16 protein-coding genes and 1 pseudogene are annotated in these 20,401 nt (G+C 52.1%); all 17 read left to right on the forward strand.

What is annotated here, in order from left to right; translation table 11 throughout:
* Window positions 1-102: 102 nt before the first annotated feature.
* Window positions 103-1,083 carry a ketopantoate reductase family protein gene (locus MKX42_RS09570; RefSeq protein WP_340752289.1) on the forward strand — a complete coding sequence of 327 codons (981 nt, stop codon included), beginning with the start codon at window positions 103-105 and terminating at the stop codon, window positions 1,081-1,083.
* 33 nt (window positions 1,084-1,116) lie between these two features.
* Window positions 1,117-1,476, forward strand: coding sequence for a DUF3397 domain-containing protein (locus MKX42_RS09575; RefSeq protein WP_305954367.1), 360 nt, complete (start codon window positions 1,117-1,119; stop codon window positions 1,474-1,476).
* Window positions 1,477-1,626: 150 nt separating this feature from the next.
* A complete protein-coding gene (locus MKX42_RS09580; protein ID WP_340752290.1) occupies window positions 1,627-3,345 on the forward strand; it encodes a peptide ABC transporter substrate-binding protein in 1,719 nt (572 codons plus the stop codon).
* A gap of 226 nt (window positions 3,346-3,571) precedes the next feature.
* The gene (locus MKX42_RS09585) at window positions 3,572-4,504 is read left to right on the forward strand and encodes an ABC transporter permease (RefSeq protein WP_340757647.1); all 933 of its coding nucleotides are present in this window, start codon (window positions 3,572-3,574) and stop codon (window positions 4,502-4,504) included.
* Between the two features lie 3 nt (window positions 4,505-4,507).
* Window positions 4,508-5,455 (forward strand): ABC transporter permease, encoded by a 948-nt coding sequence (locus MKX42_RS09590; RefSeq protein ID WP_340752291.1) that lies wholly within the window; start codon window positions 4,508-4,510, stop codon window positions 5,453-5,455.
* 32 nt (window positions 5,456-5,487) lie between these two features.
* Window positions 5,488-5,688, forward strand: a pseudogene (locus MKX42_RS33405) (peptide ABC transporter ATP-binding protein); the annotation flags it as partial.
* A 343-nt stretch (window positions 5,689-6,031) separates the two neighbouring features.
* On the forward strand, window positions 6,032-6,952 hold the full coding sequence (locus MKX42_RS09595; RefSeq protein WP_036724386.1) for an ABC transporter ATP-binding protein: 921 nt from the start codon (window positions 6,032-6,034) through the stop codon (window positions 6,950-6,952).
* Window positions 6,953-7,142: 190 nt separating this feature from the next.
* Window positions 7,143-8,774, forward strand: a complete 1,632-nt coding sequence (gene bshC, locus MKX42_RS09600; protein WP_340752292.1) for a bacillithiol biosynthesis cysteine-adding enzyme BshC — start codon at window positions 7,143-7,145, stop codon at window positions 8,772-8,774.
* A 25-nt stretch (window positions 8,775-8,799) separates the two neighbouring features.
* Window positions 8,800-10,071: an adenosylhomocysteinase gene (locus MKX42_RS09605; RefSeq protein ID WP_340752293.1), complete on the forward strand. Its 1,272-nt coding sequence runs from the start codon at window positions 8,800-8,802 to the stop codon at window positions 10,069-10,071.
* Window positions 10,072-10,280: 209 nt separating this feature from the next.
* A complete protein-coding gene (gene mraZ / locus MKX42_RS09610) occupies window positions 10,281-10,718 on the forward strand; it encodes a division/cell wall cluster transcriptional repressor MraZ (RefSeq protein ID WP_036724286.1) in 438 nt (145 codons plus the stop codon).
* Between the two features lie 39 nt (window positions 10,719-10,757).
* Window positions 10,758-11,711 (forward strand): 16S rRNA (cytosine(1402)-N(4))-methyltransferase RsmH, encoded by a 954-nt coding sequence (rsmH, locus tag MKX42_RS09615; RefSeq protein WP_340752294.1) that lies wholly within the window; start codon window positions 10,758-10,760, stop codon window positions 11,709-11,711.
* 23 nt (window positions 11,712-11,734) lie between these two features.
* Window positions 11,735-12,133, forward strand: coding sequence for a hypothetical protein (locus tag MKX42_RS09620; RefSeq protein WP_340752295.1), 399 nt, complete (start codon window positions 11,735-11,737; stop codon window positions 12,131-12,133).
* A gap of 42 nt (window positions 12,134-12,175) precedes the next feature.
* Complete coding sequence (locus MKX42_RS09625; protein WP_340752296.1) at window positions 12,176-14,407, forward strand: penicillin-binding transpeptidase domain-containing protein; 2,232 nt, start codon at window positions 12,176-12,178, stop codon at window positions 14,405-14,407.
* Between the two features lie 90 nt (window positions 14,408-14,497).
* Entirely contained in the window at window positions 14,498-16,426 is a 1,929-nt protein-coding gene (locus MKX42_RS09630; RefSeq protein WP_340757648.1) for a stage V sporulation protein D, read from the forward strand.
* Between the two features lie 94 nt (window positions 16,427-16,520).
* A complete protein-coding gene (locus tag MKX42_RS09635) occupies window positions 16,521-18,008 on the forward strand; it encodes a UDP-N-acetylmuramoyl-L-alanyl-D-glutamate--2,6-diaminopimelate ligase (protein WP_340752297.1) in 1,488 nt (495 codons plus the stop codon).
* Window positions 18,008-19,417: a UDP-N-acetylmuramoyl-tripeptide--D-alanyl-D-alanine ligase gene (locus tag MKX42_RS09640; protein WP_340757649.1), complete on the forward strand. Its 1,410-nt coding sequence runs from the start codon at window positions 18,008-18,010 to the stop codon at window positions 19,415-19,417. Before MKX42_RS09635 ends, MKX42_RS09640 begins: the two co-directional genes overlap by 1 nt.
* Window positions 19,418-19,432: 15 nt before the next feature.
* The gene (gene mraY, locus MKX42_RS09645; RefSeq protein ID WP_340752298.1) at window positions 19,433-20,398 is read left to right on the forward strand and encodes a phospho-N-acetylmuramoyl-pentapeptide-transferase; all 966 of its coding nucleotides are present in this window, start codon (window positions 19,433-19,435) and stop codon (window positions 20,396-20,398) included.
* The last annotated feature ends 3 nt before the right edge of the window (window positions 20,399-20,401 follow it).

Consider the following 20,401-nt stretch of genomic DNA (forward strand, 5'->3'; position numbering starts at 1 on the left):
CAGCAACGGATCAGCAGGGTTTTTTGTTTTGCTTTTGCAGAGACAGGCAGGATATAATTAGGAAAATTATTGGAGCAAGGCATAGCAGGGGGCAGGGTTAGCATGAGAATAGATGTGATAGGCGCGGGATCACTGGGGCTGCTGCTTGCGGGCCGGCTGATCGCCGGCGGGGCTGAAGTACGGATATGGTGCAGGGGGGAAGAGCAGAGCAGGGCACTATCCGAACGGGGGCTGACTGTCAGCTATGAAGATGGCAGGGAAGCAATACTTCTTCCAGACGGGAGCTTCTCCGCTGCACCGGTAGAAGAATATACACAGTGTCAGCTCGCCGAGCCCGGGGAGGTTACCCTGTTAACAGTCAAGCAGAAGGTGCTTCATGAGGCTCTGCCTGAGATTCTCCGGCCGCTAAGCGACAGGAAGCTTGTAATCATAGGATTTCAGAACGGCTGCGGACATCTGGAGCTGCTTAGGGGGCTGCTGCCGCAATCATCCATCTGGGCGGCTGTAACAACAGAGGCGGCTAAGAGGAAAACATTAACAGAGGTTATTCATACGGGGAAAGGGGAAATATGTATAGGGAAGAGCAGCTCTCCTATAAATATTCATGAAACTGATCTGCAGGCATCTGAGCCTGAGGCCATAATTAGTTTCATAGAAGCACTTACCTCAGCAGGATTTCAAGCTTCTCTGTCGAAAGAAGTGGATACCATCATTTACCGGAAGCTTCTGATCAATGCTGTCATTAATCCTCTAACCGCCATTTGGCGGGTCCGGAACGGCGAATTGCTGGCCTCCGCTGCACGTGTACACCTTATGAAGGAACTGTATACAGAGGCAGCCGGGATATTAGAGGCCTGCGGGATTTCCCCTGAGCAAGATGTCTGGGAGGCCATTCTTGAAGTGTGCCGCGCGACTTCGGGCAATACATCCTCGATGCTGGCTGATGTGCTTGCTGCAAGGGAGACGGAAATCCGCTGGATTAATGGAAGTATTGTGAATATGGGGCTGCAGCAGGGCGTTCAGGCTCCGCTGCACCGCTGGATCTGCGGATTGGTAGAAGGCATGACTGTGAGGGAGGGGTGAGGCTGTTTGGAATTTCTCCGGAATTCGTTCGGCGTGTTAAGCGTTATTCCGATTGTTCCTTTTTTGATTGTGTATTTCGCAGGAATCGGGCTGAGGCATGATAAGAGGAAAACGATGATGCTGGCGATGGATGTAACTACTTTATTTTTATTGCTGTCAGTTTCGGGACTGTTTAATATTATTTTTGACTCAACCTTTGGATTCTTTCTTATACTACTTATTGTATTAATATCCGCCGGACTGATTGGCGGCGCGCAAAACCGCCTCAAAGGAGGGGTGGACGGAAAACGGTTACTTCGTGCTGTGTGGAGGCTTTCTTTCTTTTTCCTGGGCGTAGGTTACGTATTATTTATGGTTGTAGGCCTCATTCAATACATATCACAAGCGATGTAACGTTCCACTGCTCCGGTGAAGCGTCAACGTCACAAAATTTTAAAGAATTAAAAAAAAGTCGTTTCCAGAAAATATTGCTCTAGATTTTTTTGACCACTGGTTGTATAATCATAAACCATATACCACATTCTATTTAGGGGGAACTGCTAGATGAAGAAGAGTAAAAGTCTATTGCTCATGATCGCAATAGTTCTGGTGATCGGCACAGTGCTTGCTGGCTGCGGCGGAAACAAGAACAATGCGAACAGCGGCACCAATGCAGCGGCGACGACTGCACCAGAGGGCAGCACGAACACAGGAACAACAGGTGACGAGAAGCTGGCTGCTGACCAGACACTTAGAGTCAACCTGACTGCAGAACCACCTACATTTAACCCTGCACAAGCTCAGGACAGCCAAGCCAACACCGTCCTGAAAACTATGTATGAAGGCTTGACTCGCATGAATGATGAAACTGGCCAAGCTGAGCCGGGTATTGCTGAGAAGTGGGATATTTCCGCTGACGGACTGGTATATACGTTCCACCTGCGTGATGCACAGTGGAGCAACGGTGATCCTGTAGAAGCTGCTGACTTCGTTCGCGCATGGAAAATCGTGCTCGACCCTAACACAGACCCTACTGCACCTTACGCTTATCAATTGTACTACCTGAAGAATGCTGAAGAATACTATGGAAAGAAAATTACAGATTTCAGTCAAGTGGGCGTAAAAGCTGTAGATGCGAAAACTCTTGAAGTTACGCTGAAAGCACCTACTCCTTACTTCCTTGGACTTCTGTCCTTCTATACTTATTACCCTGTACACAAATCCGTTGAGGGTAATGCTAAATGGGCTACAAATAAAGACACTATGATCACTAACGGTGCATTCACATTGACGGAGTGGACTACCGGCCAATCCCTGCAAGTAAGCAAGAACGATAAGTACTGGGATGCTGCCAACATCAAGCTGGCTAAAATCGACTTCTCCCTGGTTAACAGCGGAGCAACTGAACTCTTGAGCTACAAGAACGGCGAGCTTGACCGCGCTGGTGCACCACACGGCGAAATTCCGCAAGAGCAGATTCCAATCGTACAAAAAGAGCTTCCTAACGAATTCCAGAGAAAAGGTATCGCAAGTACCTACTACTATGAATTCAACATCACTGAAAAACCTTTCGACAACGTTAAAATCCGTAAAGCCCTGGCAATGTCTATTAACCGCCAAGCGCTGATCGATAACGTAACATTGGGCGGACAAATCCCTGCATTTGGTTATGTACCTCCAGGTATCGCTGGCGCTGACGGTGAGTTCCGTAATGCAGTTAAAGACGACTACTTCAAGGAAGATATTGAAGGTGCCAAAGCATTGCTTAAAGAAGGTCTGGCTGAAGAAGGCTTGACTGCACTGCCACCGGTTGAATTGTCTTACAACACAAGTGAAGGCCATAAGAAAGTTGCTTTGGCTGTAGCTGATATGTGGAAACAGGCTCTTGGTATCACTGTAAACACTGTTAACCAGGAATGGGCTGTATTCATCGACAACCGTCAGAACCTGAACTACCAGATCGCACGTGCCGGCTGGACTGCGGATTATAATGATCCAATGACCTTCCTGGATATGTGGGTAACAGGCGGAGGTAACAATGATACAGGTTACGCGAACCCTGAATATGACAAGCTGATCCAAGAAGCGAAAACAAGCTCTGACCTGGCAAAACGCCAAGAATTGTTTGCTCAGGCTGAGAAAATGATCATTCAGGATGACATGATCCTGATTCCGTTCTACTACTACACCAACAACTCCCTGACTAAAGAGTACCTCAAAGGTGTAACTCTTGACTTCAGCGGTGCCATTGACTTCACTCGCGGATATCTTCTCGAGCACTAAGTTTTACTGGACCTTGAGATTGCTTAACTGAATAGTGGTAGTCTGAAGGGTGCAATACACTTCGGGATATATATGTGGAATTCCATATATATCCCTTTTTTTTGCATTTCGGGCTTTTTGTTAAAGATTTCACGATCTTACAAAATAAGAAATTAGACAAATGGCTGGTTTTTTCATAAAATCTAATTATGTGTGTTAAAAAAAGTCGAAGGAGGTGTTGATGGGGATGGTTCGTTATATTGCCAATAAGTTTTTCTATATGCTTGTTTCGCTGTTTGTGCTGATTTCAGCGACCTTTTTTCTGATGAAAGCTATTCCGGGGGACCCGTTTACGGCTGAAAAGAAGATTCCACCTGAAATAAAAGCGCGTTTATACGAGCAATATGGATTCGACAAGCCGCTCTATCATCAGTATTTTAAGTATTTGGGTGAAATCGCCCAAGGCGATCTGGGTGTATCCATGAAGCGTCTGAATCAGGATGTGACACACTTGATCGGCCAGACGTTCTCGGCGTCTCTGAAGCTGGGGCTTATCGCAATTCTTGTGTCGGTTATTGTCGGAGTTTTCCTCGGCATGATGGCGGCACTCTATCACCGCAAGTTTATTGACAGTGCAGCAATGGTGCTGGCGGTGCTGGGGATTGCGGTTCCGAGCTTTGTAGTCGCCTCGCTGCTGCAATATGTGTTTGCTTACAAGTTCCACATGTTCCCTGTCTCCGGGTTCAAAGGGCCGATGTATTATGCCTTACCTGTAGCCGCGCTATCCGCGCAGCCAATAGCCTTTATAGCGAGGCTGACGCGCTCCAGTATGCTGGAGGTCCTGCATGCAGATTATATCAAGACGGCTAAGGCTAAAGGCCTAAGCTGGGCAGCCATCTTGAGCCGGCATGTGCTGCGTAACGGAATTCTGCCGGTGGTAACCTATATGGGACCAATGACGGCTAACATCGTAACCGGTTCGGTAGTCATTGAACAGATCTTCGGTATCGGGGGGATCGGCAAGCAATTTGTCGAAGCGATCGGTGTCCGTGATTATACCGTTATTATGGGAATCACGATCTTCTATGGTGTACTGCTTATGCTAGCACGGTTTATCACAGATATTGCTTATGTGTTCATTGATCCGCGTATCAAACTAACTGGCGGAAAGGAGGGCTAACGATTGGCTTCTGACAAAAATGTGGTATCGCAGAATGCGAACCTGAAACCGGAAGATTTCCGTAAAATCGGAATTGATGAAGGACAGGCTGAAGTCATTCAGCGTGAAAGTCTGTCCGCCTGGCGGGATTCCTGGGAACGCCTGCGCCAGAACAAAATGGCAATGACGGCTCTGGGGATTCTGGGTCTGATCGTACTGGCTGCGATTATTGGTCCGTGGTTCTCAAAATTCAATTACTACTCTAATGATCTGCTCAGCACCAATAAGCCTCCTTCATCCGATCACTGGTTTGGTACAGATGATTTGGGGCGTGATATCTTTGTCCGCACCTGGTACGGTGCACGAATCTCGCTGATTGTCGGCCTTGCCGCCGCAGCCATCGACCTTTTCATCGGGGTTATCTACGGCGGAATCATGGGTTACTTCGGTGGCCGTGTAGACAATATCATGAATAAGATCTCTGAAATTCTGTACTCCATTCCATACCTGCTGGTAGTTATCCTGCTCTTGGTTGTACTTGAGCCGAGCCTGGGGACCATTATCCTGGCGCTCACGATAACGGGCTGGATTACGATGTCCTGGATTGTGCGCGGGGAGATTATGCAGCTTAAGAACCGTGAATTCGTATTGGCTTCACGTTCGATGGGTGCAGGGTCCAAGCGGCTGTTGTTCAAGCATCTTTTGCCGAATGCTGTAGGACCGATTATTGTAACAATTACGCTGTCTGTGCCGAATGCCATCTTTGCCGAAGCGTTCCTCAGCTTCCTTGGACTTGGTGTACAGGCTCCTATAGCCTCACTCGGATCAATGATTAGTGATTCTTTGACGGGCTGGATGTACTATCCATGGCGTTTCCTGTTCCCTGCGATTCTCATTAGTTTAACGATGCTTTCCTTTAATATTTTTGGTGATGGCCTGCGTGATGCGCTTGATCCTAAGCTTAAGAAATAGGAAACGAACAATGGTGGAACCCATGCGGCTAAGATATTGGCATGATATTTCAAGACCCGATGACTTCTTTGAACCCGATGATCCAAATGGGCAAACAGATAACCGAAGTTTTGATCTAACATCAGAATATATCAGCGGCCGAAGCGAATAATCAAGCTATTGAAATGCTGAAGGTAGTGAGCATTATGAATGCGGAGGCTCGCTTTAACCAATATCCCCAAGAAATCTCCGGCGATGTGGAACATTCGCTTGGGACCTCCATCATCCTGATTACACATTTCTGGCGTAACTGCTGTGAGATGTGACCGGGTTATCTTAGTACACCAAGGGTCTTGTGCGGCTGGTGCCGCAGCTTACCCGAAGAAGGGCGAGCCGGTGATTCCGATCACTTTAGCTTCCCCGGATCTGATTAAGCCGCCGGTCGGTTGTCCGTTCACAGCGTACTGCAGCGAAGGCAGTGCCTCCTGTGAAGGAGTTGATTGATCCCGGCATCACAGAGTTCAGTGATACGCTTATAGCGCACTGCTGGAATCTGCATTCGATGGCCAAGGAGGTGCAGTTCGTTTGAGTAAGAATCTGAGCAAGAATCTGATTGAAGTAGAAGGTCTTAAGAAATATTTCAATGTGGGCAAAGGAAGAGTTCTTAAGGCAGTTGATAATATTAGTTTCTCCATCCGCGAAGGTGAAACCCTGGGAATGGTAGGGGAGTCCGGCTGCGGCAAGACTACTGCGGGCCGTACAGTTCTCCGCTTGTATGAGCCGACTGCAGGCAGCGTGAAATATAATGGTACAGATATCTACAAATTATCCGGCGGCAAGATGAAGGCGATGCGGCGGGATATGCAAATGATTTTCCAGGACCCGTATGCCTCGCTTAACCCGCGGTTCACGGTGTCTGATATCATCGGTGAAGCACTGGATATTCACAATCTGGCCGGAAGCCGGCAGGAACGCAAGAAGCGGATTGAAGAGCTGCTGGATATGGTTGGACTTAACCATGACCATGCCACCCGTTATCCGCATGAGTTCTCCGGCGGACAACGCCAGCGTATCGGGATTGCCCGCTCGCTTGCCGTGAATCCTAAGTTCATCGTCTGTGATGAGCCGATCTCGGCACTCGACGTATCCATTCAGGCGCAGGTTGTTAACCTGCTCAAGGAGCTGCAGGACCGTCTTGGACTGACTTATCTCTTCATCGCGCATGACTTGTCCATGGTTAAGCATATTAGTGACCGTGTGGCCGTTATGTACCTGGGCAAAATGGTAGAGCTGGCGGAGAGCGAAGAATTGTACGCTAATCCGATCCATCCGTATACCAAATCCCTGCTCTCGGCGATTCCGGTTCCAGACCCAGAGGTGGAAGCGAACAAAAAACGCATTCATCTGCATGATGAGCTGGGCAGCCCGATTTATGCGGCTGGCGAGAAAACAAATGACAGCGATTATGAGCTGGTTGAGGTGTCCAAGGGACATTTCGTAGCCAAGCAATTTGCCTAAACTTAAAATGGCAGGCGGAACGTAGGCGGGAGCATTCAGCTCTCGCCTATTCTTTCAATTTACGGATATCCTTCAAAGGATGGCGTATATTACTTTGACGCAGCACCCAACATTGGATACAATCATAAAGGGTTTACCGGTTTATGAATTACATACAGCAGGTTATTGCAGAACAAGGAGGCCACTATCCATGAATGTTGTACCGGAACCACTGCCGGGCGGATCTGCGCTCGCCAGTGACTATATACATCAATACGAAACAGTAGGACATTTGTATGGCGGGGACTTCCGCAGCCAGGAGAGCCGGGCAGACCGCGCAGCGTGGCTTGATCGTACAGGAAGCCTGCGGGCAGACCGCGCAGAGGTTGTCTCGTACCTGCGCAGCTATAACAGCAAGCACAATCCCGATGAGGCAGTTGTCCGTTCGCTTGAATTGCTGGAACAGCCAGAGACCCTGGTGGTGACAGGCGGCCAGCAGAGCGGTTTGTTCACCGGCCCGCTCTTTGTGGTCTATAAGGCCATTACTACCATTCAGGCAGCCCGGGAGGCAGCGGCCCAGCTTGGCCGGCCGGTCGTTCCGCTGTTCTGGATTGCGGGTGAGGACCATGACTGGGATGAGGTCAATCATACCTATGTGCTGAACCGGACAGGCGAAATTACCCGGATTAAGCTGGATAAAGGCGAAGGACCCCGGTCCTCAGTCAGCGAGATCAAGGTGGGTGCCGAGAGCTGGCTTCAGGTGGTTGCGCAGCTGGACGGCTTATTGCAGGACAGTGAATTCAAACCGCAGCTGATGGAGCTGGTTACGGCTGCATCCACAGCCGCCGGGAATATGACGGAGGCATTTGCCAAGCTGATGGGATCATTGTTCGGCAAATTCGGACTGATTCTGCTGGATTCGGCCGATCCTGCCCTGCGCAGGCTGGAAGCGCCCATGTTCGCTTCAATGATTGAACGTAATGATGAGCTGGAGGCAGCCTATCTTGCAGCAGCAGAACGGATTACGGATAGCGGATATGAGCTGCAAGCCGATGTGACGCCTGGCAATGCGAATCTTTTCTATATCCATGAGGGTGCACGGCTTCTGCTCCATAAGGTGGAGGAGCGGTTCGCAGACCGGAAGGCGACTGTCTCGTTCTCCCGTTCCGAGCTGCTGGAGCTGCTCCAGAGCCATCCCGAACGGTTCAGCAACAATGTGCTAACCCGCCCGCTGATGCAGGACTATGTACTTCCTGTACTCGCTACGGTGCTTGGACAAGGGGAAATGGCTTACTGGGCGATTCCGCATCAAGCCTTCAGGGTGCTGGACGGACAGATGCCGCTGATTATTCCGCGCATGTCTTTTACAGTGATTGAGGGAACGCTTCGCAAGCATATGGATAAATACGGCTTGTCCTTCACAGATGTGCAGACGGGTCTGGATGATAAACGTAAGGCGTGGCTAAGCGCTCAGGATGAGCTGAAGCTCGAAGACAAATTCGAAGAGATTAAGACAGCATTCTCCGGGATGTATGAGCCGCTGATCGAACAGCTTGGCAGTATTCAGGCAGGGCTGCTGAAGCTGGGCAGCAATAACAAGGATAAGATTATCGACCAGATCTCCTTCCTGCAGGGCAAAGCTCTGGATGCGATGGAAAAGCAGAATGAGGCTGCGCTTCGCCAGTGGGAACGGATCGAGCTGTCGCTAATGCCGCTGGGTAAGCTTCAGGAGCGGGTCTATAATATGATGTATTATCTGAACCGGTACGGGCTGGAATGGCTGGAGGAATTGATGGCTGTGCCTGCTGACTACAGCGGAACACACCGTATTATTTATATGTAAGCAAATTATTCTAGGGGGTCCTACCATGAGTTCATTATCCAAGCAAAACAGTATTGTTGCCGATATGTCGCTTGCACCCGAGGGGCATCTCAAAATCGACTGGGTCCGCCAGCATATGCCGGTACTGAACCGTATCCGTGAGCAGTTCGAAGCCGAGCAGCCGTTCAAGGGGCTCAAGGTATCGATCACCCTTCACCTGGAAGCCAAGACCGCTTATCTGGCCAAGGTAGTGCAGGCTGGTGGCGCTGAGGTAACGATTACAGGCTCCAACCCGTTATCTACCCAGGACGATGTGTGTGCTGCACTCGTTGAGGATGGCATTACCGTATTCGCCAAGTACAATCCTTCTCCGGAAGAGTTCAAGGCACTGAACATCCGGGCACTGGAGAGCAAGCCGGATCTCATTATCGATGACGGCGGCGATTTCGCCACCCTGCTGCACTCCGAGCGCCCCGACCTGATGGAGAATATCCGCGGGGGTGCTGAGGAGACAACGACCGGTATTATCCGCCTGAAGGCGCTGCAGAAGCAGGGCATGCTGAAATTCCCGATGGTGGCGGTAAATGACGCTTATTGCAAATATTTGTTCGATAACCGCTACGGTACAGGACAGTCGGCATGGGACGGCATCGTTCGCACCACCAACCTGATTGTGGCCGGCAAAACCGTGGTTGTGGTGGGCTACGGCTGGTGCGGTAAAGGTGTAGCAATGCGGGCCAAGGGTCTTGGAGCGAACGTGATTGTAACGGAAGTGGATGCGATCAAGGCGGTAGAAGCTCATATGGATGGGTTCCATGTCATGCCGATGCTCGAAGCGGCGAAGCACGGTGATTTCTTCGTTACCGTCACGGGTAACCGGTATGTGATCCGCGGTGAGCATTATGATGTGATGAAGGATGGCGCGATTCTCTGCAATGCCGGACATTTCGATGTGGAGGTCAACAAGCCGGAGCTGGCCGAGCGCTCAGTGTCCCAGCGGACGGTGCGCAAGAATATCGAAGAGTATCAACTGAAGGATGGACGTAAGCTGTACCTCCTGGCCGAAGGACGCCTGGTGAACCTTGGCGCAGCTGATGGCCATCCGGCAGAGATTATGGATACCACCTTCGCACTCCAGGCATTGTCTCTTAAATATGTGAATGATAATTATAAGAGCATTGGCGTCAAAGTGGAGAATGTACCCTATGAGCTGGATGAGCAGGTAGCGCGTTACAAGCTGGAAAGTCTGGGGATTGCCATCGACAGCCTGACACAGGCGCAAGTCGAGTATCTGGACAGCTGGAATTTGAACGACTAAGGATATGGATCTGCACGAGCCCGGAGCCAATCACATTGGCCCGGGCTTTTGCGTGTCCGCAGGGGATGCGGGAATAGCCTCTTGACAAACAAGAAAAAATTACCTTGCTCCGGAAAAAGGTTTTTGATTTTTAATGGCGAATCTATTATGCTTAGGTGGTGAAAAGTGGGGCAAAGTGGGGACTCGGGATGTAGGGGTGGGAATAGATCATGTTTATGGGGGAATACCAGCATACCATTGACGATAAAGGACGGATCATTATCCCGGCCAAATTCCGTGACATGCTCGGAACCTCCTTCGTGGCGACCCGCGGCCTGGACTCCTGCCTGTTTGTTTATCCCATGGAAGAATGGGGAATCATGGAGCAAAAGCTTAAAAGCCTTTCACTGATGAAATCGGATGCCCGTGCCTTCAGCCGCTTTTTTTTCTCGGGAGCGACTGAGTGTGTATGGGACAAGCAAGGCAGGGTGAATCTGCCGGGAAATCTGCGGCAATATGCCAAGCTGGACAAGGACTGTGTTATTCTGGGCGTTTCGAACCGGGTGGAGATCTGGAACAAGGAGCTATGGGAGCAGTACTTCGAACAGTCAGAGGAATCGTTCAACGAAATCGCCGAGAAATTGGTGGATTTCAATTTTGATCTATAAAACATAACATTTCGAATTACTGCCTTGGAGGGATGCAGCTTGTTTCACCACATCACGGTATTAAAAGAAGAAGCGACAGAAGGGCTGCACATCAAGAAGGATGGCCTATATGTAGACTGTACGCTCGGGGGAGCCGGGCACAGCGCCCTTATCGCATCCAAGCTTAGCGGCGGGGGACGGCTGATCTGTCTGGATCAGGATGACTGGGCGCTGAACAATGCGAAGGAGAGATTGTCCGGATACGGCGACAAGGTGGTGACCGTCAAGACCAACTTCCGTGATCTGGAGCAGGTTCTGAAGGGACTGCCGTTTGTTCCGCAGAAGGACGGAGTTCCGCAAGTTGACGGGATTCTCTTTGATCTGGGGGTATCCTCTCCGCAGTTTGATGAAGGGGAACGCGGATTCAGCTACAATCATGACGCTCCGCTGGATATGCGGATGGACCAGTCGGCACAGCTGAGCGCGGCGGATATCGTCAACACCTGGAGTGAGCAGGAAATTGCCAGGGTGCTTTTCCAGTATGGAGAAGAGAAGTTCTCACGGCGGATTGCCCGGAAGATTGTTGAGCGCAGGGAAGAACGCCCGGTGGAGAGCACCGGTGAACTGGCCGAACTGATAAAAGAAGGTATTCCTGCGGCTGCAAGAAGGACCGGAGGACATCCGGCTAAGCGGAGTTTTCAGGGGCTGCGGATAGCCGTCAATGATGAGCTGGGTGCTTTTGAGGAAGGGCTGCATGCGGCTGTACGCTGTCTGGCGCCTGAAGGAAGGGTATCCGTTATTACCTTTCACTCGCTGGAGGACCGGATCTGCAAGCAGATTTTCAGCAGCTATCTGAGCCGTTGCACTTGTCCGCCTGACCTTCCGTACTGCGTATGCGGTGCCGAAGGCACCCTGAAGCTGATCAACCGTAAGCCCATTGTGCCGGGGGAAGAAGAGCTGGAGCTTAACTCGCGTGCCCGTTCAGCCAAGCTGCGTATCGCAGAGAAATTGTAGATGACGATAAAGGAGAATCAGAGATGGCTTATACCCGCGGAAATTTAGCAGTTCAACCTAAGAGAAAACAAGAGGCAAACCCGCTGTACCGTGAGAAAACGAAAGTTGTCACCAGGCGCAGAGTGCTGCCGCTGCAGGAGAAGCTTTTGTACATGCTGACACTGGGAGCCTTTATTCTGGTAGCAGCCTCCCTGATCTGGCGTTACGTCCATATTTACGATTTGAATATGCAGGCCCAGAAGCTGGACAGCGAAATTTCGAGCAACAAAAAGAAAATTGCCACGTACAAGATGGAGAAGCAGACGCTGGAGCAGACGATCGTCCCGCGGGCGAAGGAAATGGGCTTTGTGGTCCCTTCTGAGGAATCTACTATCTATGTTCCGCTTAGCAACCAGGCTACTGACAAAGCCGGTAAAAAATAGCGATGAACGGCAATCGCAATAATAGAGGTTGTGAGGTACCTTATGGTTAAGAGAATCAAACTTCGCACGCTGTTTATAGGAGGGTGTATTACCCTCTTTTTTCTTGTTTTAGTTGCCAGAGTATTCTGGATTCAGGTTCTGCAAGGCAAGGAGTGGCAGGAGACCGCAGCTAAGCAGTGGGCCCACACTTCAACCATCAAGGCTGTCCGCGGGGTGATCGAAGACCGTAACGGCAGTGTTCTGGCAAGCGATGTACCTGCCTACACGGTGGTGGTTAACCCTGAGGTCATTGCTGAGAAAAAAATCGGCGAAGAGGTGATTCAGGGCCTGCATGAGCTGCTGAACAAACCGGCGGATGAGCTGAAGAAGCTGGTGGAGGCCAAGGGTGATGACGGGAAATATCTGAAGAACCGTGAGATCCGTAATGAAGGCTGGAAGATTAACCAGGATATGGCCGACAAAGTGAAGGCTTTTGTTGATAGGCTTAAGAAAGAACATGATACGCTGGAAACCGGAGTCGGCCTCGTCAGAGAGCAGAAGCGCTATTATCCGAAGGGTTCGCTCGCTGCGCATATTCTGGGTTATACCGACAGGGATGGCAAAGCGGCCATGGGACTGGAAAAGTATCTGGACAAACAGCTTTCTGGTACGGACGGCCAGCTGAATTACCAGAGTGACGGCAAGGGCATCAAGCTGCCCGATTCGAAGGATACGTTCCAGCCTGTGGTGAATGGAAGCAACTACAAGCTAACGATTGACAGCACGATTCAGATCTATATTGAAGAGGCTATGAAAAAGGCGTATGCGGAGTATAAGCCGAAATCGATCAGTGTTATTGCTGCTGACCCGAAGACGATGGAGATTCTGGGTCTGGCGAATATGCCTACTTTTAACCCTAATGAATACTATGATCTGAATCAGGATGCAGCCGGATTCTATAACCATGCTATTATGACGAGATTCGAGCCGGGTTCAACGTTCAAGATTGTACCGCTGGCCGGGGCTGTGCAGGAGAAGCTGTTCAATCCGAATGCCACCTTCCAGTCCGGTTCTCTTCGGATTAAGGGATATAGCAAGCCTATCTATGATATGAACAGAGCCGGTTACGGAACGATTAGTTTCCTCGAAGGGGTTAAGCGGTCGAGTAACGTGGCGTTCGTCAAGCTAGGTTACGAGATGCTGGGCAAAGAGAAACTGCTGCAGTATATTACGGATTTCGGGTTCACGGAAAAGACAGGCATTGACCTCCCGGGAGAGGTTAAGGGTATTGTCAACCCTGATCCGAACAGGGCGGTAGAGAATGCGACACTTGCCTACGGTCACGGTAAGCTGCTGGTGACTCCGATTCAGCAGCTCACAGCCGTCGCAGCCATTGCGAACGGCGGTAAGCTGCTGGTGCCGCATGTGGTGAAGGAGGTTACTGATCCGAACACCGGCAAGACCACGGTTACTCAGCCGGAGGTTGTGCGGCAGGTGCTCTCCGAAGCAAGCGCACGGGAGACGGGCAGCTATCTGGAGCAGGTAGTGGCGGATCAGCAGCACGGAACCGGCCGGCATGCCTACATTGAGGGATATCGGGTGGCAGGTAAGACAGGTACGGCGATTAAGCCAGACGGTAAGGGCGGGTATGACCGCGACAAGGTTCGCTCCTCCTTCCTCGGTTATGCACCGGCCAATGACCCGAAGATCGCAGTCTTCGTCATTATTGACGAGCCTGCCGATGCGGCTGGCGGCGGTGCGGCTGCGGGTCCGGTCTTCAAGGATATCGTCTCCCAGGCGCTTCCTTATATGGGCGTGCCCAAAGCGGGAGATGTCACAGGTCCTGCGGACAAGAAGACGGTGAAGGCCGAGGCTGTGGTCCAGCGCAAAGCGCCGGATCTGACCGGCAAGACGGTGAAGGCGGCGAGACAGCTGCTCATTAATCAGGGCTTTGATTTTGAAGCTGTAGGCCAAGGGGCAAATGTAGTCAGCCAGTACCCTGAGAAGGGCACCGCACTGACCGCCGGGCAGCGCATCTATCTGTTAAGTGAGCAGGGAGAGAACGTGACGCTTCCTGATCTGCGCGGGCAGTCTCTGCGCGATGCGCTGGAGATTCTGAACCTGCTGAAGGTGGGGATCTCCGTCAATGGAGAAGGTTATGTCACAGAGCAGACGCAGACCAAGAATAACGGTAAAACCCAGGTTGCGCTGACGCTTAGCCCGCTTAATGAATATGGGGAGAATATACCTGTTGCCTTAGCCGGTGATGCCGATAAGGATGAAGCTGTAAAGTAGCAAACATATAGGCTTGTTCTAACCCCTGTTTGTCCCGAATAGTCATGAAGGTAAGAGATCATGTCTATGAGTGAAAGCGGGGAGAACAGAGTGAAGGTATCAAAAGTCGTTAGCCGGCGGAGAATGCTGTGGACGCTGCTGGGACTGGCCGTGTTGTTCGGCGCGCTGGCTGTGCGTCTTGCCTATGTACAGTTAACCCAAGGCGAGAAGCTGAGCGAGAGGGCCGAGGATCTATGGCGGCGGAATATCCCCTTCACCGCCAAACGCGGCGAGATTCTGGACAGGGAGGGTGTGGCGCTGGCTTATAACATCAGCTCACCGACGATTTATGCTATTCCTGTACAGGTGAAAGAGAAGGAACAGACCGCGAAGCAGCTGGCTCCGCTGCTCGGCATGACCGAGGAGAAGCTAACCCAGCTGCTGACCCAAAAGAAGGCCTCAGTGAAACTGCAGCCCGGCGGCCGCAAAATTACGATGGAGCTTGCCGCGAGCATCCGTAATTTGCAGCTGCCGGGCATCGTTGTCGCTGAGGATAACAAACGGTATTATCCCTTCGGGGATCTGGCCGCACATATTCTGGGCTTCACCGGAATTGACAATCAGGGGATTACCGGGATTGAGAGCATCTATGATAAGCTGCTTCAGGGGAGCGCGGGCAATATCTCCTATCTCTCCGATGCGGGAGGCCGGCTGATGCCCGGTTCCTCCGAGAAGTACACGCAGCCGCAGGATGGACTTAGCCTGCAGCTGACCATCGACAAGCAGATCCAATCCATTATGGAACGCGAGCTGGATCAGGCCATGGTGAAATATCAGGCGCAAGGCGCCTGGTCTATTGCCATGGACCCCCGTAATGGTGAGATTCTGGCGATGGCGAGCCGGCCGGGGTATGAGCCGGGGGCTTACCAGGAATACGATGCCGAGGTATATAACCGGAATCTTCCGATCTGGATGACGTATGAGCCAGGTTCCACCTTCAAGATCATCACGCTGGCTGCAGCATTGGAAGAGGGGAAGGTGGATCTGCAGCATGAGCATTTTTTCGATCCGGGCTACATTGAAGTCGGCGGAGCAAAGCTGCGCTGCTGGAAGAAGGGCGGTCACGGAAGCCAGACCTTCCTTGAAGTGGTTGAGAACTCCTGCAACCCGGGGTTTGTAGCCTTGGGACAGCGTCTGGGTAAGGATACGCTGTTCAAGTACATCCGGGATTTCGGCTTCGGGAGCAAGACGGGTATCGATCTGAACGGTGAAGCGAACGGAATTCTGTTCAAGCCGGCCCAGGTGGGCCCGGTGGAGCTGGCGACCACTGCATTCGGCCAGGGGGTATCCGTCACGCCGATCCAGCAGATTGCTGCGGTATCGGCAGCCATCAACGGCGGCAAGCTGTATACTCCGCATGTGGCCAAGGCTTGGATTAACCCGGATACCGGGAACGTTGTCTCCGAGACTGAGCCGGAGGAAGTGCGACAGGTGATTTCGGAGGAGACCTCGAAGAAAGTGCGGGCTGCCCTTGAGAGCGTAGTTGCCAAAGGCACAGGCCGGCCGGCATTTATTGACGGCTACCGTGTGGGCGGCAAGACAGGGACAGCACAGAAGGTAATCAACGGCCGATATTCTCCTACAGAGCATATCGTATCCTTTATCGGCTTTGCGCCGGCGGATGATCCGCAGATCGTGGTCTATACGGCAGTCGATAACCCGAAGGGAATTCAGTTCGGGGGTGTAGTTGCCGCTCCAATTGTCCAGAATATTCTTGAGGATTCTCTTCTGTATCTGAAGGTTCCAGAGCGTAAGGATCAGCTGCCGCGAACCTATAAATACGGAGAGACCCCGATCGTGACGGTTCCTGATCTTACGGGAGCCACCGTTCAGGATATTTATGAGGATCTTAATATGAATTTCATGCTGGTCCGTTCCGGCACCGGCAATACCGTGATCAATCAGGCTCCGAAGGCCGGGGCAAGAGTGCAGCAGGGCTCCACAATACGGATTTACATGGGAACGCCAAGTGAACCCTAAAATTTGTTATATACTGAAAAACTTACAAGTATAATTTATTGAAATGGATAATTAACCCAAAATATAAGGATTTTATGCAGAGTGAGGGATAGGTATGTTAATTAGAGAACTCTCTTCTTGTCTGGCCGCTGCCCGTCTATACGGCGACGGAGACATAGAAATTTCGGATTTGCAGGCCGATTCACGCAAGGTGGGTCCGGGCGATTTGTTCATCTGTCTGCCCGGACATACAGTGGACGGACATGATTACGCACCTCAGGCTGCCGCCAAAGGCGCGGCTGCCCTGGTCTGCGAACGTAAGCTGGACATTGACCTGCCGCAGATTGTAGTGGATGACTGCAGGTATGCTATGTCTGTGTTGTCCAATGCCTTCTTTGGTTCACCGAGCAGCCGGATGAAGCTGATCGGTATCACCGGTACCAACGGCAAGACGACCACCACCTATCTGATTGAACGGATCATGCAGGATCATGGGGTGAAGACCGGCCTGATCGGTACGATCCAGATGCGGTATGATGGGCAGAGCTATCCGATGTCCGGTACCACACAGGAATCGCTGGAGCTTCAGCGCAGTCTGAATCAGATGGCGCTTAAGGGCGTGCAGTGCTGTGTGATGGAAGTATCCTCTCATGCGCTCCAGCAGGGCCGTGTAAAGGGGACCGACTACCGCACCGCGATCTTTACGAATCTGACCCAGGATCACCTGGATTACCACCATACGATGGAGGAATACCGTGCAGTGAAGGGCTTGTTCTTCTCACGGCTCGGCAATGTGATCTCCCCTTGGAAGGAAGAACGCAAATATGCTGTGCTGAATGCCGACGATGAAGCCAGCGTTTATTTTGCCGCCCAGACCGCAGCGGAGGTCATTACATATGGTATCGACAAGGCTGCCAATGTCCGGGCCTCGCAAATATCGATCACCTCCAAAGGAACTTTTTTTCACGTGGAGACGTTTAAGGGTGAGACGGATATTTCGCTCCGCATGGTCGGCAAGTTCAACGTCTATAATGCGCTTGCGGCCATTACGGCTGCTACTCTGGAGGATGTGCCGCTTGCGGACATCAAGGCCAGTCTGGAGTCGGTTGCCGGCGTGGACGGCCGTGTCGAATCGGTGGATGCCGGGCAGGATTTCGCAGTCATCGTTGACTATGCCCATACGCCGGATGGTCTGGAGAATGTGCTGAAGGCGGTATGTGAATTCGCAGCAGGCAAGGTACTCACGGTCTTCGGCTGCGGCGGGGACCGCGATACGACCAAACGGCCGCTCATGGGTAAAATTGCTGCCAAATACAGCGATCATGTGCTGGTCACCTCCGACAACCCGCGGACGGAGGACCCGCTCCAGATTCTCGCAGATATTGAGGCGGGCCTGCGTGAGGATAGCGTGGCGCGCGAGCGCTATGAGATGATTCCGGACCGGCGGGAAGCCATCACAAAAGCTATTGAAATGGCAAGCCCCGGCGATGTAGTATTGATTGCGGGGAAAGGTCATGAGACCTATCAGCTGATCAAGGGAGTCGTTCATGATTTCGATGACCGCATCGTTGCTAAAGAAGTGATAAGGGGCCGAAGCTATTGATTATTAGAACATTGCATGATGTCGCGGAAATGTGCGGAGGAGAGCTGTCCTCATCCGAAGCTAAGGATATAGAGATTAAGGGAGTCGTAACCGACTCGCGCAAAATATCGCCGGACTGCCTGTTCGTCCCGCTGGTTGGAGAGAACTTCGACGGCCATCACTATGCGGCCGCTTCGCTGGCGGCGGGAGCTGCCGCTACCCTCTGGCAGAGGGATAAGGGGCCTGCACCCGCAGGCGGCGGGATTATACTGGTAGAGGACACTTTAGAGGCACTGCAGAAGCTGTCCTCCGCCTATTTGGCTGAGGTGGCTCCCCGGGTGGTTGCCGTAACGGGAAGCAACGGCAAGACGACGACCAAGGATATGATTACGGCACTGCTGGAAGTGCAGTATAAGGTACACAAGACCCAAGGGAACTTCAACAATCATATCGGCCTGCCGCTTACGATTCTCTCCATGGACAGCGATGTTGAGATCGCCGTACTGGAGATGGGCATGAGCTCACGGGGAGAGATCGCCCTCTTGTCTCTGCTCGCTTCTCCTGACGTAGCGGTAATTACCAATGTCGGCGAATCCCATCTGCTCCAGCTTGGCTCCCGAAAGGAGATTGCCAGAGCGAAGCTGGAGATTGTGGACGGACTTCAGCCCGGCGGGCTGCTGATCTATAACGGGGATGAGCCGCTGCTTGCCGAGGTTCTGGCAGAGCCGGGCTTCCGCATGCCTGAAGGGCTGCAGACCTTCCGCTTCGGGCAGTCGGCAGACAATGATGATTATCCGACCGGCCTGATGACGCACAGCGGGGGAATGACCTTCACCTCGCAGCAGCATGGGGAGCGGGCCTTCACCCTTCCGCTGCCGGGGCAGCATAATGTAATTAATGCGCTCGCTGCGTTTGCAGTGGCGCGTCATTATAAGGTGACCGAGGAGAATATGGCAGAAGGACTAAGCGGCCTCAAGCTGACCGGTATGCGGATTGAGGTTATTCAGGCGGCAAGCGGGCTGGTGCTCTTGAATGATGCCTATAATGCCAGTCCTACGTCCATGAGAGCGGCGATTGATGTGCTGCAGTCCATGAAATGCAGCGGCCGCAGAATCGCGGTGCTGGGGGACATGCTGGAACTCGGGCCGGAGGAGCTTCAGTTCCACCGGCAGATCGGCAGCTATCTCGACCCGGAGCTGACGGATGACGTATTCACCTTCGGCCCGTTGTCGGCGCAGCTTGCGGCGGCAGCCTCGGAGCGGTTCGCGGCCGGGCATATCTATACTTTTACTGATAAAGAAGCCTTGATCGATGCCTTGAATGCGAAGTGCGGCAATGACGATGTTGTGTTGTTCAAAGCATCCAGAGGGATGCGCCTGGAAGAAGTGCTACAGCGCTTGAAAGAACATTCTGAAGCGAATGCTAACTAAAGGAGGGGTGTACCCATGGATTATCAATTACTTCTGCTGACTATTGCTGTGTCCTTTATCCTTGCGGTCATTGCCGCTCCGCTGATCATCCCGCTGCTGCGCCGGCTTAAGCTCGGACAGCAGGTTCGTGACGACGGGCCCCAGACCCATCTGAAAAAGGCGGGAACCCCTACCATGGGCGGCGTGATTATCATGGTCGCGTTCACACTGTCTTTTCTGAAATTCTCGGTCATTAATTCGGACTTCTATGTACTGCTGGCTGCTACGCTGGGCTATGGACTCATTGGTTTCCTGGATGATTATATCAAAATTGTGTTCAAGCGCTCCCTTGGGCTTACGGCGCGCCAGAAGCTGCTGGGTCAGCTGCTGGTCGGCGTCGTGCTCAGCGTTCTGCTGATCTCTTCCGGGCATCATACGAATATCAGCGTTCCGGGAACCTCGTTCAGCTTCGACTGGGGTCCCTGGTTCTATTATCCGTTCATTGTGCTGATGATGATGGCAGTCACGAATGCCGTTAACTTCACAGACGGTGTAGATGGGCTGCTGTCAGGCGTAAGCGCAATTGCGCTCGCTGCCTTCGCGGTAGTAGCCATGCAGGCAACCTCGATTGCCGCTGGTGTCTGTGCGGCTGCGATGATTGGCGCAGTGCTTGGCTTTCTCGTATTCAATGCCCATCCTGCCAAGGTGTTCATGGGCGATTTCGGTTCCTTCGGGATCGGCGGGGCGATTGGCGCGATTGCTATAGTCACCAAGACCGAGCTGCTCTTTGTGGTGATCGGCGGGGTTTTCGTGGTTGAAATGCTGTCCGTAATTATTCAGGTCGCTTCGTTTAAGACACGCGGCAAACGGGTATTCAGAATGAGCCCGATCCATCATCACTTTGAGCTGGGCGGCTGGTCGGAGTGGCGTGTAGTCGTCTCCTTCTGGGCGGTGGGCCTTGTGCTGGCGGCAGCTGGACTATATCTCATCAAGGGGTTGTAACGA

The organism is Paenibacillus sp. FSL R7-0204 (genome assembly GCF_038002225.1).
Classification (GTDB): Bacteria; Bacillota; Bacilli; order Paenibacillales; family Paenibacillaceae; genus Paenibacillus_AQ.